Origin of the sequence: Halomonas sp. BMC6, from assembly GCF_964204995.1 — a bacterium.
Classification (GTDB): Bacteria; Pseudomonadota; Gammaproteobacteria; order Pseudomonadales; family Halomonadaceae; genus Vreelandella.
This window is the reverse complement of the sequence record NZ_CAXNSH010000001.1, coordinates 520,901-535,287: the sequence shown is the minus strand read 5'-3', so window position 1 is coordinate 535,287 and position 14,387 is coordinate 520,901. Positions and strand designations below refer to the sequence as shown.

Sequence of the window (14,387 nt, the reverse complement as noted above, 5' to 3'; positions counted from 1 at the left end):
ACCAGGGTTGTTGGTGGCTGCTTGAGTCATGTCACTATCCTGCTAAAAATCGTTAATGAAAGCGGCGTTAGCGCTTGTGGCCGGTATGCAGCTTGCGTTCTAGGTACTGGCTGTAGCGCGACATGCTGAAACAGAAGATCCAGAACATGAAGGCGGCAAACACGTAGCCTTCCAACGAGAAGCCGAGCCAGCGTGAGTCGGCCAGTGCCGCTTGCACGATCCCCAAAAGATCGAAAAGCCCGATGATCATGACCAGAGTGGTGTCTTTGAACAGCGAAATGAAGGTGTTCACGATACCTGGGATCATCATCTTCAGCGCCTGGGGAAGAATGATCAGCCCCATGCGCTTCCAGTAGGTCATGCCGAGGGCAGCCGCCGCCTCCTCTTGGCCCTTGGGAATGGCTTGCAACCCACCGCGGATGACCTCGGCCATGTAGGCGCTTTGGAACAGCGTCAAACCGATCAGCGCCCGCACCAGGCGGTCTACGTTCATCTCGGAAGGCAGGAACAGCGGCAGCATTACCGAGGCCATGAACAGCACGGTGATCAGCGGCACTCCTCGCCAGAACTCGATAAACACCACGCAGAAACTTTTGACGATCGGCATGTTGGAGCGTCGCCCCAAGGCCAGCACAATACCGATCGGCAGCGCGCCTACCATGCCCACCGTGGCCAGCAGCAGTGTCAGCATCAGGCCACCCCAGCGGTGCGTCGGCACCTGGGGAAGGTCGAAGTAGCCGCCGTAGAGCAGTATGAACGACAACACCGGGAAAACGATCAGCGCAAAAATGGCCACCCAGCGTTTGAAAGGCAGTTTGGGAATCGCCAGCCAGCCGATCAGGGTAAAGAACATGGCGAACACGATATTGGCGCGCCAGATCTCTTCGCTGGGGTAGAGGCCATAGATGAACTGGGTCAAACGGGCGTTGATAAAGACCCAGCAGGCCCCTTCCCGTGAGCAGTCGTCGCGGGTGGTGCCGACCCAGTCGGCGTTAATGAACGCCCACTGCACGGTGGGTACCACCAGCAGATAGAGAATGTAGAGGCCAATCAACGTGAAGATCGTATTGATCGGGCCGTTGAACAAGTTGGTGCGCAGCCAAGCAATGGCGCCTACGGAGCTGCTGGGCGCCGGTCGCTGCTCGATCATGGTTTGATTATGAATCATGTGTGGCTCCTCGCCTCAGCCTAGCGTTCAACCAGCGCCACACGGGCGTTGAACCAGTTCATGAACATGGACACCAGCAGGCTGATCGTCAGGTAGACCGCCATGGTCATGGCAATGACCTCGATGGCTTGGCCTGTCTGGTTCAGCGTGGTCCCTGCAAACACCGATACGAGGTCCGGGTAGCCAATGGCCGTAGCCAGCGACGAGTTTTTGATCAGGTTCAAATATTGGCTGGTGAGCGGGGGAATGATGACCCGTAGCGCCTGAGGAATGACCACCAGTCGCAGCACTAGGTTACGCGGCAGGCTTAGGGCTTGAGCCGCTTCGGTTTGGCCATGAGAAATGGCCTGAATGCCGGAGCGCACGATCTCGGCAATGAACGACGCCGTGTAGATCGATAGCGCAAACCATAGCGCCAGGAACTCGGGAATCACCGTGATGCCGCCGCGGAAGTTAAAGCCGCGCAGCTCGGGCATTTCCCAGGTGATAGGCACGCCAGTGACGAACATGACCAAGAGCGGCAGGCCAAAAATCAACGCAAAGGAGATCCAGTACGCGGGAATGCGCTGCCCCGTGGCCTCCTGACGGCGCTTCGCCCAAATCACCAGCGCGATACTGGCCGCGATGGCGACCACGAAGGTGACAGGAATCAGCCCAAAGCCTGATTCGAACAGCGGCTCAGGCAGGTAAAGCCCGCGCACGTTAAGGAACACGGCTTCGCCAAACGCCAGGCTTTCCCTCGCGCTGGGGAGCGCCCGCAGCACGGCAAAGTACCAAAAGAAGATCTGCAGCAGCAGCGGGATATTACGAAACGTTTCGATATACGCCGCCGCCAGTTTGGCGATCAGCCAGTTGGGCGATAAACGGGCGATACCGACAATGAAGCCAATAAGGGTGGCGGCAATCACGCCTAGCCCGCCCACCAGCAGCGTATTCAATAGGCCAACGAAAAAGGTGCGGCCATAGGTGCTTTGGGAGGAGTAGTCGATCAGACTCTGTACGATCCCAAAGCCGGCGGTATTACTCAGGAAGCCAAAGCCTGTGGTGATACCCCGAGAGGAGAGGTTGTCTTGCACGTTGCCGACGATATAGAACAAAAAGGCGATGACAGCGGCGATGAGCAGACATTGGAAGATGAGCGCACGTTTGGCGCGGTCTCGCCAGAACGGTGGCTTTTGGCCAACGGGGCGAGCGTTAGGTCTTACGGACATGGGTGGCGTCTCCGCGATACGGAAGGTCAATCAAATGGCCCGCCAGGACCCAAAGGGGTGGCGGGCCGGGGTCAAGCGAGACGCTTAGCGAATCGGCGGTGCGTACTGGAAGCCGCCTTGGTTCCACAGGGCGTTGACACCGCGTTCGATTTCCAGCGGTGAACCCATACCTACGTTGCGCTCGAAGCTTTCACCGTAGTTACCCACTTGGCTCAGGATGTTGTAAGCCCAGTCGGCTTCGAGACCCATGCCTTCACCGTAGTTACCGTCCTGGCCGAGCAGACGCGCCACGTCCGGGTTCTCGGAGCTGAGCATCTCTTCAGCGTTTTCGCTGGTGACGCCGTACTCTTCACCGTTGATCATAGCGAACAGCGACCACTTCACGATGTTGAACCACAGATCGTCACCCTGACGCACGACCGGACCCAGCGGCTCTTTCGAGATGACATCCGGCAGAATCATGGCGCCCGCCGGGTCGTCGAGCTGAATACGCAGTGCCGCCAGCTGAGAAGTGTCAGATGTCAGAACGTCACAGCGGCCTGCCTGGAAGCCACCGACGGTTTGCTCAGAGGTATCGAAAACGATCGGGTCGAACTCCATGCCGTTGGCACGGAAGTAGTCCGCTAGGTTCAGCTCGGTGGTGGTACCGGATTGGATACAGATCGCTGCGCCATCCAGCTCGGCCGCGCTGGTAATACCGAGGTCGCGAGACACCATGAAGCCCTGGCCGTCGTAGAAGTTAACGCCGGTGAAGTTCAGGCCCAGGGTAGTGTCACGGGTGGTGGTCCAAGTGGTGTTACGAGAAAGAATATCCACTTCGCCAGACTGCAGCGCGGTGAAACGCTCGACGGCGTTCAACGAGATGTAGTTGACGGCATCCGCGTCGCCCAGTACTGCAGCGGCGACGGCGCGACAGACGTCAACGTCCAGGCCCTGCCAGTTGCCGTTATCGTCCGGGGCGGAAAAACCTGGTAAGCCGTCGCTCACGCCACACTGAACGGCACCACGCTCGCGGGTATCTTCCAGCGTATCGGCTTGGGCGGTGGCAACGCCCGCAAGAGTGATCGCGCCTGCAGAGGCCAGAAGTACCAGGTGTTTCTTATTGATCATGTTGTGTTCCCCTTCCTCGATTTTAGTGTCGTTATGCATGGTGATGCATCACTAAAAGCTAGCAAGGAAGGTGCCAAAAAAGATATGTCGGCAAATTCAGCGCTTTTCAACGTAAAATCAGCGAATTTAACGAAGGTCTTGGTGCAAAAAAGTGCGCCAGCGGCTACGCATTGCGCCTTTTTGGTGCGCAGCCGCTGGCGAGTGACCGAGCGCGCTAGCGAATGGGCGGCGCGTACTGAATCCCACCATCCTTCCACAGGGCATTCAGACCACGGGCAATGTTGAAATCAGAGTCCGCGCCCACGTTGCGGTCATAGATGTCCGCGTAGTTACCGACCTGTTTGACGATTTGGTAAGCCCAATCTGATTGTAGGCCCATGGCTTCGCCAAAGTCGCCATCTTGCCCAAGCAGGCGCATCACATCTGGATTGTCTGAGTTTAGTTGTTCATCCACATTAGCTTGGCTAACGCCCAGCTCTTCGGCGTTCAGCATGGCAAACAGCGACCACTTCACGATGTTGAACCACTGGTCATCCCCTTGGCGCACGGCGGGGCCTAGCGGCTCTTTGGAGATAATTTCGGGCAATACTACGGCCATATTGGGGTCGGCCAGTTGAATGCGCTGGGCATAGAGCTGCGAGGCATCCGAGCTCAATACGTCGCAGCGGCCGGCTTCGAAGCCCGCAATCGACTGCTCGGGTGAATCGAACACCACCGCATCGTAGGTCATGTCGTTGATACGGAAGTAGTCGGAAAGATTGAGTTCACTGGTAGTGCCTGACTGGGTGCATACCGCTGCCCCATCCAGCTCTTTGGCGCTCTGTACGCCGAGGTCGCTGGCCACCATAAACGCCTGGCCGTCGTAATAGCTGACACCAGTGAAGTTCATCCCCAGCGTGGTGTCGCGGCTAGAGGTCCAGGTAGTGGTGCGGGAGAGTACGTCCACCTCGCCAGACTGCAGCGCGGCAAAGCGCTCCACCGAGTCTAACGGCACGAAATTTACCTTGCTAGCATCGCCCAGCGCAGCGGCGGCAATAGCGCGACACACGTCGGTGTCCAGGCCGCGGTATTGGTCATTATCGTCTAACGATGAAAAGCCGGGCTGGGCCGCATTAACACCGCAGCGCACGCTGTCGCGCTCTTGAATGGCCTCAAGGGTATCGGCCATGGCCGTGGCAGGTACCCAGAGAGCGGGTGCTAATAGAGTGATTCCCAATCCTAACCAACGCGTGGTGTTCATTTGTTATTCCTTAACGTCGAGCGCAGCAACACTTGCGCATAAAAAAGGCCGGGCAGAGCCCGGCCTGATGCATAACGTCACCGCAAACTTATGCGAACGCTTTACGCATAAAGGGCGGCAGCGCCAGGGCACCCCGGTGGGCATCTACTGTGTAGTACTGTAGCGGCATTTCGTGGCTGGCGGCAGCCTCTTCACGGAAGCTTTCAACGTTGGTGCTTTTGCCTGCCAGCGTCACGCTCCACCAGCCGGAAGGGTACACCGGCTGGGGGAAGGGCAGGGTGGCCACGCTATCAAAGCCAGCTTCGCGCATGTCGTTACGCAGCTCGCGGATAATCGAGCCGCTGTGATACAGCGGTGACTCACTCTGCTGAACCATGACGCCGCCGCTTTTCAGAATGCGGTGGCAGCGCTTTAAGAAGTCGGTTTTGAACAAGCCTTCTGCAGGGCCTACCGGGTCAGTGGAGTCGATGATCAGCACGTCGATGCTCTCGTCGGCGGCGTCATCTACCCATTTCACGCCGTCAGCAAACAGCAGCTCGGCGCGGGGGTCGCCGTTGGCTTCCACCAGCGACGGGAAAAAGCGCTCGGAGGCTTTGGTCACTTCTTCATCGATGTCGATCTGAGTGACTTTTTCAACGCCCGGGTGGCGCAGCACTTCTTTCAGCGTGCCGCAGTCGCCGCCGCCAATGATCACCACCCGCTTGGGGTCTGGGTGGGTGAACAGCGCCGGGTGAGCAATCATCTCGTGGTAGAGGAAGTTGTCGCGATCGGTCAGCATCACGCAGCCATCCAGCACCATCAGGTTGCCGTAAGTTTCGGTGGCGTACACTTCCAGGTGCTGGTAAGGGCTCTGCACATCAAGCAGTTTTTCGGTGATTTTCAGCGAGAAAGCGCTGCCGTGGCTATCAAAGACTTCGGTAAACCACTGGTCGTCGCGTAAGTCGCTCATTGCTTGGCTCCTGGGCACTGGTCGTTCGTTTGGGTCGGAATGCCCTGATGGTACTGCGGGCTTAAGTCGTGCAGCGCCTCCATGAAGGCGGTGACGTGGTCGGGATTGGTGAACTGGCTGATGCCGTGGCCCAAGTTGAACACGTGGCCCGGGCCGTTGCCGTAACTCTCCAGCACGCGGGCCACTTCGGCGCGAATGGCCGAAGGGCGAGCAAACAGCACGTTGGGGTCTAAATTACCCTGCAGGGCAACTTTATGGCCTACGCGGGCGCGGGCGTCGGAAAGCTCGGTCGACCAATCGATACCCAGCGCGTCGGCACCGGCGCAGGCGATATGCTCAAGCCACTGGCCGCCGTTTTTGGTGAACAGAATCACCGGTACGCGGCGACCGTCGTGTTCGCGGATCAGCCCGGAAACGATCTGCTCCATATAGCGCAGCGAGAACTCTAGGTAAGCAGGCGTGGAGAGTGCGCCGCCCCAGGTATCGAAAATCTGTACCGCCTGAGCACCGGCCCGAATCTGCGCGTTCAGGTAGTCAGTGACCGACTGCGCCAGCGTGTCCAGCAGCTGGTGCATGGTGTCCGGCGTGTCGTACAGCATGGTTTTTAGGTGGCGGAAATCCTTGCTGGAACCGCCTTCGACCATGTACGTCGCCAGCGTCCAGGGGCTGCCGGAGAAGCCGATCAGCGGCATGCGGCCGTTCAGCTCGCGGCGGATGGTCGAGACCGCCCGCATCACGTAGTCCAGGTCGCGTTCGGCGTTTGGCACCGTCAGCGCGGCGACTTCTTCCGGCGTGCGGACGGTTTTTCTGAATTTGGGGCCTTCGCCGGTTTCGAAGTAGAGGCCCAGCCCCATGGCATCGGGGATGGTCAAAATATCCGAAAACAGAATCGCGGCGTCGAGCGGGTAGCGCTCCAGGGGCTGCAGGGTCACTTCGCAAGCCAGGTCATGATTGCGGCACAGGTCCATAAAGCTGCCTGCGTCGGCGCGGCTGGCGCGGTACTCCGGCAGGTAGCGGCCTGCTTGGCGCATCATCCACACCGGAGTGCGGTCAACGGGCTGGCGAGCCAGCGCGCGAAGAAAACGGTCGTTTTGCAAAGGTGTGGTGGTCATAAACACTTGCTCTTGAGAAATTTGCCCGCATTGTAAGGGAGTCATCGTACCTGAAGATAGGAATTGTACGTGAAGATCGCCGGGGGTGGCGGCGTAAGCCGTGGCAAAAATCGTCGCACCCCGCTAAGACCGTGAGGCCAGCGTGGCTTCCTGGTAAACTGTTCGTCCACTTCGCCAACACTGGTATGGTTAACTGGTTTGGTTAATCAGCGAGGAACCCTGTGACCATTCGCTTCATTGCTGCCTCTCGGCTGCCCACTCCCTGGGCCACATTCACCATGCATGGCTTCGAAGACGACGCCACGGGTAAAGACCATATCGCCTTGACGTTGGGGGATGTGAGCGGCGGCGAGCCGGTGCTAGGGCGCGTGCACTCCGAGTGTTTGACCGGCGATGCGCTATTCTCGATGCGCTGCGACTGCGGCTACCAGCTGCAAGAAGCGCTGAAGCGCATTGCGGAAGAGGGGCGCGGCGTGCTGCTCTATTTACGCCAGGAAGGGCGTGGCATTGGCCTGCTCAACAAAATCCGCGCCTATCATCTGCAAGACCAGGGGGCCGATACCGTCGAAGCCAACGAGCAGCTCGGCTTTGGTGCTGATATGCGCCGCTACGACCTCTGCGTACCCATGCTCAACCAGCTGGGCATCACGGCGCTCAAGCTGATGACCAATAACCCTCGCAAGGTCGATGCGCTGACCCGCGACGGCGTGAACGTGGTCGAGCGGCTGCCGATCACCACCGGTTTAAACCCTCATAACGAGCAGTACCTCTCCACCAAAGCGGGCAAACTCGGCCACATGATGGCGCTGGATGATTTCACCCAGGCCAGCGATGTGGATATCGAGCGTAAGGGGTAGGTAGGTTACGCCGGAGAACCATTTTTAACTTAAATTTCTCGATAAAGGCGTTAACGTCGCCGAACGCCTGTAAAAAAGCTTTTTCTTAACTTTGGTTGCCGTATGTCTGAGCTATGGTGATACATGGCAGGACGCTATGCGCACCGATGTAAGGAGAAGCAGCCATGAAAGCACTTTGCTGGCACGGCAAGAACGATGTCCGTTACGACACCGTGCCCGACCCCACGATCGAACACCCCCGCGACGCCATTATCAACGTCAGTAGCTGCGCTATTTGCGGCTCTGATCTGCACCTTTACGACCACTATATGCCCGGTATGACCTGTGGCGATGTCCTTGGCCATGAGTTTATGGGCGAAGTGATGGAGGTGGGCAGCGAGACGCACAACCTCAAGGTAGGCGACCGGGTAGTGGTGCCCTTCACCATTTTTTGCGGCGAATGCGAGCAGTGTCAGCGTGGCAACTACTCGGTTTGCGAGCGCTCCAACCGTAATAAATCGCTGGCAGATAAAGTCTTTGGCCATGGCGGCGCCGGGCTGTTTGGCTACTCCCAACTGACGGGCGGCTATGCGGGGGGCCAGGCCGAGTTTGTGCGCGTGCCTTTTGCCGACACCACGCATATTAAAGTGCCCGATACGCTCACCGATGAGCAGGTGCTGTTTCTGGGGGATATTTTCCCCACTGGCTGGCAGGCCGCCGTGCAGTGTGACATTCAACCTACCGATACCGTCGTGATCTGGGGCGCAGGTCCGGTTGGCCAGTTCTGCGTGCGTAGCGCGGTGCTGCTGGGCGCCAAACAGGTCGTGGTGATCGATAACGTACCCGAACGGCTCTCGATGGCCGCAGCAGGTGGCGCGATCACCATTAACTTTGCCCACGAAAGCGTGTTGGGCAGGCTGCAGGAGCTAACCCACGGTAAAGGGCCGGAGAAGTGTATCGATGCAGTGGGGCTCGAAGCCCACGCCACGCGCTCGTTGGACTCGGTGTATGACCGGGTAAAACAGGCCATGTGGCTGGAAACCGATCGTGCCCACGTGCTGCGAGAAATGATCTATGTCTGCCGCCCGGCGGGTATTTTGTCGATTCCTGGGGTGTATGGCGGGCTGGTCGATAAAATTCCGATGGGAGCGCTGATGAACAAAGGGCTCACCGTGCGCACCGGGCAAACCCACGTCAACCGCTGGACGGATGATCTGCTGCGGCGCATCGACGAAGGCCAGATCGACCCTTCGTTTGTGATTACCCACTCGGTGGATTTAGCTCATGGGCCCGAGATGTATCAAACCTTTCGGGATAAACAGGATGGCTGCGTCAAAGTCATACTGAAGCCGTGATACTGCACAGGGAGGAGAGTATGACAACATCGATGAAGCACCATTCTCACGCGTCAAAACGCTCGATGTCACCAGCGGATAAGTTAGCCAGAGGCTTGGGTTGGCTAAGCTTGGGGATGGGGTTGTATCAGCTAGTGGCCCCGCGTCGGCTGGGCCGAGCGCTGGGGATGCCTCACCGTGCCAACAGCATTCGCGCTTGCGGGGCACGGGAGATTGCCAGCGGTATCGGCGCGCTGTCGGATAACCCGACGAATGCAATTTGGAGTCGAGTTGGCGGAGATGTGCTGGATTTTGCCGCGCTCACCTTTGCGTTAAAGCGCCACCCATCGCACAAAGAGAAGCTCTATTTAGCACTCACTGCGGTGGGCGTGCTGACGGTAGTGGATGTTAGCTGCGCCAAAGCGTTGAGTCAGCGCCATGCCTACCAGGGCGGCGCCACGCCCGATTACCGCCAGCGCAGCGGCTTCCCTAACGGGCTAGAAAGCGCCTGGGGAGCCGCTCGTACCGAAGGTAGCAACGCTTCAGGGCCGCCCCAACGCCCTTCGCCTACCACGGTGTAATCAGGTGGCTTGCGCCGCCGCCTGCTCTTTTTCGGCGGCACGGGCAAGCGCTGGGCGGTTCGCGTGACGGGCGCGGTAAGCCACCAGGGGCTCCGGCAGGCGATGTTTCATGCTGGCCGCCCAGGTCAGCGTATGGGTGAGGAAAAGATCTGCCAGGGTGAAGGTGTCGCCGACCAGCGTTTCCTGGCCGCGATAGCGGCGCTCCAGTGCGAGCAGCGCCCGCTGGAATTCCCAAGCGGCGGTGGGGAGTACCGACGGCACGCGTTTGTCTTGAGGCAGGGCGAATTTGTGCTTGGCCTGTAGCCACAGCGGCTGCTCGATCTCGGTGACGATGAAGCTGAGCCACTGGTCGACCTGGGCGCGCTCGGCCACGCTTTGTGGCAGCAGGCTGCCATCGCCATACTGCTCGGCGAGATAGCGGCAGATAGGCGCAGACTCGAACAGCATGAGTTCGCCATCTTCCAGCACCGGCACTTTGCCATCCGGGTGGCGAGCAAGATGCTCGGTACTTTGCCCCTCGCCTTTATCCAGCGCCACGTGGTGGCACTGGTACTCTAGGCCCAGCTCTGCAAGCGTCCAAGCAGCGCGTAGCGAGCGGGAATTGGGAAAGCTGTATAGCGTGATCATTCGGCGGCTCCAGGCAGTACCGTGAAGCTTTCACTGTAGCACTCCCTGGAAGCCTGTCACGGGCTACTGGCCGCGTGCTGCCCTGATACGCTCGTAGGCGTTGCCGATTTCGCTGGTACGGGCTTGGGCCACCTCTCGCATGCTCTCAGGTAGCCCTTTACCGGCCAGTTTGTCCGGGTGGTTTTGGCTCATCAGGCGGCGGTAGGCTTTTTTGATCTCAGCATCGCTGGCATCTTCCGATACCCCTAGCACGCGGTAAGCGTCTTTCAACGCCTCTTCGCTGGCCCCTTGAGAGTTCGCGGCAGCGCCGTGGAGCATCGCTTCGATTTGCTGCACTTCGGCATCGCTGCAGCCAACGCCGCGGGCAACGCGCAGAATCATCTCGTGCTCGGCAGGGTGCAGCACGCCATCGGCGGCAATCGCACTCAATTGAACCTGTAAAAAGACTTGGCGCAGTACCGGCTGGCGCTGGGTGAGGCGGTTGACCTTGGCCAGTTCGGCTTCCAGGTCGAAGTCATCGGCGCGGCCACGCTCGAAGGCAGCGCGCGCCTTGGCGCGGTGCTCGCCCTGCAGGCGCATTTGATCGAAGAGCTTTTCGGCAACGCCAAGCTCTCCCTCGGTGACCTTGCCGTCGGCCTGGCAGAGGCAGCCCATGACCGAGAAGATCGACTCCAAAAAGCCTTCTTGAATTTGAACGCGGGCAGCGTTCAAGCGACGGCTGATGCGCCGACCCAGCCACCAGCCAAGGCCGCCACCTACGAGTAAACCAATGGGGCCACCGACGGCAAGGCCAATCAAACCAAACACAATAATTAGAAATAACATAAACGTCCCAATAGGTTAAAAACGCGTGGGCCACACGCAAAGGTTACGGCAGCCGGGCGCGAATGGCGCGCTCGATGCCTTCAGCGTCCAGGCCGCAGTCGCGCAATAGCTCGGCGGGGGTGCCGTGTTCCACAAAGGCGTCCGGCAAGCCTAAGTTCAGCACTTCCACCTGAACGCCTTCGGCGTTGAGCAGCTCGTTCACCGCGCTACCCGCACCGCCCGCGATCACGTTCTCTTCCAGGGTGACCAGCAGTTCATGTTCGTCTGCGGCGTGGAGCACGGCGTCGCGATCCAGCGGTTTCACTGAGCGCATGTTGATATGAGTGGCGTTGAGCTTTTCCGCCACTTCGGCGGCGGCGCTATTGACGCTGCCAAACGCCAGCAGCGCAATGCGCACACCGTCGCTGGTGCTCTCGCGGCGCACCTGGGCTTCGCCGATGGTCAGCGGCTCCAGATGCTCTGGAATCACCGCGCCGGGGCCGGTGCCACGGGGGTAGCGCACGGCAGCCGGGCCAGGATGGTGGTAAGCGGCGCTGAGCATGGCGCGGCATTCGGCTTCATCGGCAGGCGCCAGAATCACCATTCCTGGTACACAGCGCAGGAATGAAAGATCCATACTGCCGTGATGGGTGGGGCCGTCTTCACCCACAAGGCCTGCCCGGTCGATAGCAAACGTCACGTCGAGATCTTGCACCGCCACGTCGTGAATCAGCTGGTCGTAGCCGCGCTGGAGGAAAGTGGAGTAGATCGCCACCACCGGCTTCATGCCTTCGCAGGCCATGCCAGCGGCCAGGGTGACCGCGTGCTGCTCGGCGATGGCGACGTCGAAGTAGCGCTCGGGATAGGTTTGCGAGAAGCGAATCAGATCCGAGCCTTCCCCCATGGCGGGGGTAATGCCCATGAGGCGTGAGTCGGCGGCGGCCATGTCGCATAGCCAGTCGCCAAATACGTTGCAGTATTTTTTCTTCGCAGCGCTTTTGGGGGCCGTTGCTTGCTTCACCAGCGGAGCGCTGACCGTCGTGGTGGTTTTTTCCAGCTTAGTAATCGCGTGGTAGCCAATCTGGTCGGCTTCGGCGGGTAGGAAGCCTTTCCCTTTGACCGTTTTGATATGCAGGAACTGCGGGCCTTTCTGGTCGCGCAGGTTACGCAGCGTTTGGGTCAGCGCCTCGAGGTCGTGGCCGTCGATGGGGCCAACGTAGTGAAAGCCCATCTCCTCGAACAGCGTGGCGGGGCTGACCATGCCCTTCATGTGCTCTTCGGTGCGTTTGGCAAGTTCCAGCGCGCCGGGCAGATGGGAGAGTACTTTTTTACCCTCTTCGCGCATTTTGAGGTAAGGCTTGCTGGAGAGCACCCGGGCGAGGTACGTGGCAATTCCGCCGACGTTTTCTGAAATCGACATTTCGTTGTCGTTCAGTATCACCAGCATGTTGGCGTTGACGTGGCCGGCGTGGGCCAAGGCTTCGAACGCCATCCCAGCGGTGAGCGCGCCGTCGCCAATGATGGCGCAGACCTTACGCGGGTCGTTCTGCGCCTGAGCGGCCAGGGCCATGCCCAGGGCGGCAGAAATCGAGGTGCTGGAGTGGCCCACGCCAAAGGTGTCGTATTCGGACTCAGCCCGGCGGGGAAATGCCGCCAGGCCGCCGTGCTGGCGGATGCTCAGCATGGCATCGCGACGCCCAGTGAGGATTTTATGCGGGTAGGCTTGATGGCCCACGTCCCACACCAAGCGGTCTTTCGGCGTGTGGAAGGCGTGGTGCAGTGCGACGCTGAGCTCGACAACGCCCAAGCCTGCGCCAAAGTGGCCGCCAGTGACGCCCACGCTGTAGAGCAAGTAGGCGCGCAGCTCATCCGCTAGCTGGGCGAGCTGTTTGGCGTTCATGGCCCGCAGCGCGGCGGGATGATCAAAAGAGTCGAGCAGTGGCGTCGCCGGGCGCTCGCGGGGTATCTCGTCGAACAGCTTCATAGGCATGTGTTAGTGGTCGCGCTCGATCATATAGTGGGCAAGATCGGCCAGAGGTGCGGCCTGCTCGCCTAGCGGGGCGAGGGCGGCAATGGCCTCGTCAATAAGCGTGTTCGCTTTGCGCTGCGCCCCCGAAAGCCCTAGCAAACTTGGGTAAGTTGGCTTGGCACGGGCGGCGTCAGCGCCGGAAATTTTGCCCAGCGTGGCGGTGTCACCCGTCACATCCAGGATGTCGTCATGAATTTGGAAGGCTAGACCAATGGCGCGGGCGTAGCGAATCAGCGCGGCCAGACGCGGGTCGTCCTCTTCCACCGCGACCAGGCCGCCCAAACGCACGGCCGCCACGATCAGCGCGCCGGTTTTATGGGCGTGCATGTGCGCCATGGCGTCGGCATCCGGATGGCCGCCCACGGCGGCTAAATCCAGCGCCTGGCCAGCCACCATGCCGTCGCGGCCAGAGGCGACCGCCAGCGTGGTGACTAGCTGGCCCAAGCGAGGATAAGGGCGCCTGGCCAGCACTTCGAACGCCAGCGCCTGCAGGGCGTCGCCCGCCAAAATGGCGGTGGCCTCGTCGAAAGCTTTGTGCACCGTGGGTTGGCCGCGCCGCAGGTCGTCGTCGTCCATGGCGGGTAGGTCGTCGTGAATCAGCGAGTAGGCGTGAATCAGCTCGATGGCCGCCGCGGGAGCATCTAGGTCTTCGTCACTCGCCCCGAGGGCTTGGCCCGCTAAATAGACCAGCAGTGGGCGCAGGCGTTTGCCGCCTACCAAAAGCCCGTGGCGCATGGCCGCTTCCAAACGCTCATCGACCGCTGGGCGAGCATCGAACAGCGCGGCCAGCGTGGCATCCACACGCGTGCTGCTGGCTTGGCGCAGCGTGGTCAGTCGAGAGGCGTGAGCGGTTACCATGGCGGCGTCTCCTCGCTGTCGTCGCCAGCCTCCTGGGTGCCTGCGAACGGGGCAACGTTTGGTTTGCCGTCGGCATCTTCGCTCAGCGCGCGCACGGTCAGTTCGGCGCTGTCGAGGCGCTGCTGGGCGTCGCGGGTGAGCCGCACGCCCTGCTCGAAGGCGGTCAGCGCGTCTTCCAATGAGAGTTCGCCGGACTCCAGGCGTTCCACAATGGTTTCGAGCTGGGCAACCGTTGCGGCAAAATCTTGTGGGGGTGTGGTGTCGCTCATCGGGCAGTGCCTACCGTTTTCCGGGCGCCCTAGTGTCCGCCAGGGCGACGAGTGTGGCTGCGGATGCTGTCAAATAAACGCACAGTATACACCGAGGCGAGGGGGTGGCGTCTGCCCTCGCTATCGGTTGATTCGTCGACTTGCGCTTCGTTCATCTTGAAAGCGCACACTTTTCATCGTGGCAAGCCACCGGGAGCGCAAGCGGCTGTGCTACCATACGGGCCTCCCGTGAACCGATACACGGCGCATGCCGCCGACC

Annotated in this window: 14 protein-coding genes; 3 read left to right on the top strand and 11 right to left on the bottom strand. The window is 60.2% G+C overall.

All coding sequences use genetic code 11. The features are described from left to right. Positions 1 to 67 precede the first annotated feature (67 nt). The 6 genes from AB6K10_RS02440 to hemE all read right to left on the bottom strand — a co-directional run bounded on the left by AB6K10_RS02440 (position 68) and on the right by hemE (position 6,790). Positions 68 to 1,168, bottom strand: coding sequence for an amino acid ABC transporter permease (locus AB6K10_RS02440; protein WP_253018558.1), 1,101 nt, complete (start codon positions 1,166 to 1,168; stop codon positions 68 to 70). Positions 1,169 to 1,188: 20 nt separating this feature from the next. Continuing rightward, the gene (locus AB6K10_RS02435) at positions 1,189 to 2,379 is read right to left on the bottom strand and encodes an amino acid ABC transporter permease (RefSeq protein WP_339117925.1); all 1,191 of its coding nucleotides are present in this window, start codon (positions 2,377 to 2,379) and stop codon (positions 1,189 to 1,191) included. An 84-nt stretch (positions 2,380 to 2,463) separates the two neighbouring features. Beyond that, a complete protein-coding gene (locus AB6K10_RS02430) occupies positions 2,464 to 3,489 on the bottom strand; it encodes an amino acid ABC transporter substrate-binding protein (RefSeq protein ID WP_159343499.1) in 1,026 nt (341 codons plus the stop codon). A 214-nt stretch (positions 3,490 to 3,703) separates the two neighbouring features. Continuing rightward, positions 3,704 to 4,729: an amino acid ABC transporter substrate-binding protein gene (locus AB6K10_RS02425; protein ID WP_339117924.1), complete on the bottom strand. Its 1,026-nt coding sequence runs from the start codon at positions 4,727 to 4,729 to the stop codon at positions 3,704 to 3,706. Between the two features lie 88 nt (positions 4,730 to 4,817). Beyond that, the gene (gene speE / locus AB6K10_RS02420; protein WP_159343497.1) at positions 4,818 to 5,678 is read right to left on the bottom strand and encodes a polyamine aminopropyltransferase; all 861 of its coding nucleotides are present in this window, start codon (positions 5,676 to 5,678) and stop codon (positions 4,818 to 4,820) included. Next, positions 5,675 to 6,790 carry a uroporphyrinogen decarboxylase gene (gene hemE, locus AB6K10_RS02415; protein WP_339117923.1) on the bottom strand — a complete coding sequence of 372 codons (1,116 nt, stop codon included), beginning with the start codon at positions 6,788 to 6,790 and terminating at the stop codon, positions 5,675 to 5,677. The genes speE and hemE overlap by 4 nt, the downstream gene beginning before the upstream one ends. 221 nt (positions 6,791 to 7,011) lie before the next feature. On the opposite strand from hemE, the gene ribA reads away from it, so the two are divergent. From ribA to AB6K10_RS02400, 3 genes are all read left to right on the top strand, one after another. Then, a complete protein-coding gene (gene ribA, locus AB6K10_RS02410) occupies positions 7,012 to 7,647 on the top strand; it encodes a GTP cyclohydrolase II (RefSeq protein WP_253018552.1) in 636 nt (211 codons plus the stop codon). 164 nt (positions 7,648 to 7,811) lie between these two features. Further along, a complete protein-coding gene (locus AB6K10_RS02405; RefSeq protein ID WP_253018550.1) occupies positions 7,812 to 8,981 on the top strand; it encodes a zinc-dependent alcohol dehydrogenase in 1,170 nt (389 codons plus the stop codon). Between the two features lie 20 nt (positions 8,982 to 9,001). Continuing rightward, positions 9,002 to 9,541, top strand: coding sequence for a hypothetical protein (locus tag AB6K10_RS02400; RefSeq protein ID WP_339117922.1), 540 nt, complete (start codon positions 9,002 to 9,004; stop codon positions 9,539 to 9,541). On the opposite strand, the gene AB6K10_RS02395 is transcribed toward AB6K10_RS02400, so the two are convergent. From AB6K10_RS02395 to xseB, 5 genes are all read right to left on the bottom strand, one after another. Further along, on the bottom strand, positions 9,542 to 10,168 hold the full coding sequence (locus tag AB6K10_RS02395) for a glutathione S-transferase family protein (RefSeq protein ID WP_339117921.1): 627 nt from the start codon (positions 10,166 to 10,168) through the stop codon (positions 9,542 to 9,544). Positions 10,169 to 10,231: 63 nt separating this feature from the next. After that, positions 10,232 to 10,993, bottom strand: coding sequence for a co-chaperone DjlA (gene djlA, locus AB6K10_RS02390; protein ID WP_159343492.1), 762 nt, complete (start codon positions 10,991 to 10,993; stop codon positions 10,232 to 10,234). Positions 10,994 to 11,036: 43 nt separating this feature from the next. After that, positions 11,037 to 12,962 carry a 1-deoxy-D-xylulose-5-phosphate synthase gene (dxs, locus tag AB6K10_RS02385; protein ID WP_339117920.1) on the bottom strand — a complete coding sequence of 642 codons (1,926 nt, stop codon included), beginning with the start codon at positions 12,960 to 12,962 and terminating at the stop codon, positions 11,037 to 11,039. 3 nt (positions 12,963 to 12,965) lie between these two features. Beyond that, positions 12,966 to 13,859 carry a (2E,6E)-farnesyl diphosphate synthase gene (ispA, locus tag AB6K10_RS02380; protein ID WP_305947317.1) on the bottom strand — a complete coding sequence of 298 codons (894 nt, stop codon included), beginning with the start codon at positions 13,857 to 13,859 and terminating at the stop codon, positions 12,966 to 12,968. Next, on the bottom strand, positions 13,853 to 14,128 hold the full coding sequence (gene xseB, locus AB6K10_RS02375) for an exodeoxyribonuclease VII small subunit (protein WP_159343489.1): 276 nt from the start codon (positions 14,126 to 14,128) through the stop codon (positions 13,853 to 13,855). The genes ispA and xseB overlap by 7 nt, the downstream gene beginning before the upstream one ends. Positions 14,129 to 14,387: the final 259 nt, after the last annotated feature.